4 protein-coding genes are annotated in these 2,565 nt (G+C 63.2%); all 4 read right to left on the bottom strand.

Annotated features, from left to right (window positions below):
- The coding region (locus ACESMD_RS10940) for an amidophosphoribosyltransferase (protein ID WP_372613068.1) at positions 1-927 on the bottom strand (927 nt) is incomplete at its 3' end.
- Positions 928-991: 64 nt separating this feature from the next.
- On the bottom strand, positions 992-1,555 hold the full coding sequence (locus ACESMD_RS10935; RefSeq protein WP_372613066.1) for a CvpA family protein: 564 nt from the start codon (positions 1,553-1,555) through the stop codon (positions 992-994).
- A 2-nt stretch (positions 1,556-1,557) separates the two neighbouring features.
- Positions 1,558-2,220: an SPOR domain-containing protein gene (locus tag ACESMD_RS10930; protein WP_372613064.1), complete on the bottom strand. Its 663-nt coding sequence runs from the start codon at positions 2,218-2,220 to the stop codon at positions 1,558-1,560.
- Positions 2,217-2,565: glutamate ligase domain-containing protein (locus tag ACESMD_RS10925; protein ID WP_372613062.1), on the bottom strand; the 349-nt coding region annotated here is incomplete at its 5' end. The genes ACESMD_RS10925 and ACESMD_RS10930, both read right to left, overlap by 4 nt.

Here is a 2,565-nt window from a genome sequence, read left to right as displayed (position 1 = left end):
TTCCAGCGCCGAGGTACGCGAGGTATCGGGAATCGGGATGACCACGTCGATGTCATGGTCCGGCCACTCGTTCTGGATGCGGTCGCCAAGCTTGCGTCCCATCTGCATGCGAGCGCCATAGACATAGGCACCGTCGAGGATGGAATCGGGTCGTGCCAGGTAGACATGCTCGAAGATGCAGGAGGTGAGGCGGGGATGATCGGCACATAGCTGGGTGTGTATCTGGCCATCCATGTCGACGAAGATGGCCTCTCCGGGGGCCAGGTCACGGTGCAGATCGAAGCCCCCCACGTCCAGTGCGACGGATTCGGAGGCAATCATCACTTCCTTGCCGTTGCCCTGGTCTCGAGTGCCGAAGACCACCGGGCGGATGCCGTTGGGGTCGCGGAAGGCAAGCAGACCAATGCCATTGATGATAGCCACTGCCACATAGCCCCCCTTGCAGCGGCGATGGACACGACGCACGGCATCGAAGATATCGCCGGGTTCCAGATGCAGCCCCTGTTTGCCCAGTTCATGGGCAAAGACGTTGAGCAGCACCTCGGAGTCCGAGCTGGTGTTTATGTGTCGTAGATCGGAGGAAAAGAGTTCCTGCTTGAGCTGGTCCGAGTTGGTGAGGTTGCCGTTGTGAGCCAGGGAGATACCGAAGGGCGAGTTGACATAGAACGGCTGGGATTCCGCCTCGCTGGAGGAACCCGCCGTCGGGTAGCGCACATGGCCGATACCGAGATTGCCCTTGAGGCGTGCCATGTGGCGAGTATGGAAGACGTCCCGCACCAGTCCGTTGCTCTTGCGCAACAGGAAGCGACCCTCGTCCCAGGTCATCATGCCGGCGGCATCCTGTCCACGATGCTGGAGCACTGTCAGGGCATCATAGATCCCCTGGTTTACCGCCTCTTTGGCCATCAGGCCCACGATACCGCACATTCCACTTTCCTCGTTTACCGTGATCGACCGGCATTGCAGTCACGCCGGCACCCAGTTCGAACCATCAGGGAACCTCGTTACGGCTTGCTTCCTCGTCACCACTCCCCGGCAGGGAGAGATCACGGAGTGACACCGGTGCCTCGGGGATACGTCCCTCCCAGGTCTCGAGCTGACTGACCGCCCAGTTACGCAGTTGCTCGAAGGTCGGCCGAAGCTGGGCATCGGCCCAGGCGTCCAGATCAGACAGCGGCGTGAGGCTGATTAGGATCGTCGCCAGCACCAGGATCGCGGCTCCCTTGGCAGCACCGAATGCCGCCCCCATCACCCGATTGAACCAGCCCATGCCGACCCAGACGACGGCGGCATGCAGCATGCGGATGACGATGCCACACAGCAAGACCACCGCAAAGATCACCAGCACGAAGGCCAGTACCAGTCGCCCATCGGCGCTGTCGATGAAACCCGACATCAAATCGGCCACCGGCTCGGCCAGCAACCGAGCCGCCAGCAGAGCAAGGACCCAGGCTGCCAGGCCCAGTGCCTCGCGAACCAGTCCACGAAGGAAGCCGGTGACCGATGTCACCACCAGCAGGACAATGAACAGCCAGTCGATCCATGTCATGGTCATGCTCATTCCACTTCCCTGACCAGCAGCCCCTGAAGATTGGCCTGCTCCTTGAGCTCGACCATCGCGCGCTCCCCGGCTTCCGAGGACGCATAGGGTCCGACATAGACGCTGGTCAGGTTGTTGTCCCGGGGCCGGCTATAGGCATTGAACCCCTGGTCTCGCAACTGTGTCTGCAGCCGCTCGGCGTTGGCCGGTTCGCCGAAGCTGCCCACCTGTACCGCCCATTCGCCCGAAGATGCCGAGGGTGTCACCGCGGATGACGCAGCAGCCTCTTCCCTGGCCAGGCGCTCATCCGCGGCACGGGCCAGTTCGGCGATGGGATCCTCCACTGGCCGTTCGACGTCATCAGGCGGCTCGGGTGATGCTGCCGTGGCGTCCTCCACTCCTTCATCAACGGTATCTGACGACTCGCTGGGAGTGGGTGCGGCATCCTGCGTCTCGGGGGTCTCCGAAACGTCGGGCGACTGAATCTCGCCGAGGCTCGCCGGTGGCTGAGGGTCCGGCACGTCACGCCGTTCCACATCGACGGGCTGCTCGATGGTCAGCACAGGCTGGGGGCGCTCTTCCCTGGGAGCCGGCTCGTCGAAAAGCATGGGCACGAAAATCACTGCCAGCGCGATCAGGATGATGGCACCACTGAGGCGTTCCCGCATTCCGTACTTCATGAGACTCCCTCGCTAGCCGTGTCTTCACTTCCAGTCTGTGCTCTGGGCTCACTCCGCGCCAGCAACCAGGCAAGGACCTCGGCCACGGTGAAGAAGGATCCGCAGACCAGGACCCGATCGCCGGGAGCGAGCCGGGAGGCCAGCCAGCCGGCTGCAAGGGCGGGCGAATCCGTACAATGCCACACCTCGGCACCACGAGCGACCAGCCGCCCGGCGAGGTCGTCTGCCGGGCGCCCCCGGTCTCCCCTCAGGCGGGTCGTCACCCAGGCATCGATAACCGGTGTCAGGGCATCGATTACCCCATCGGCATCCTTGTCGGCGAGCATGCCCAGCAGACCGATGGTA

This window comes from Halomonas sp., from assembly GCF_041689495.1.
Lineage (GTDB): Bacteria > Pseudomonadota > Gammaproteobacteria > Pseudomonadales > Halomonadaceae > Halomonas.
Note: the sequence above shows the minus strand (reverse complement) of the source record. Positions and strands in the feature narration are given on the sequence as shown.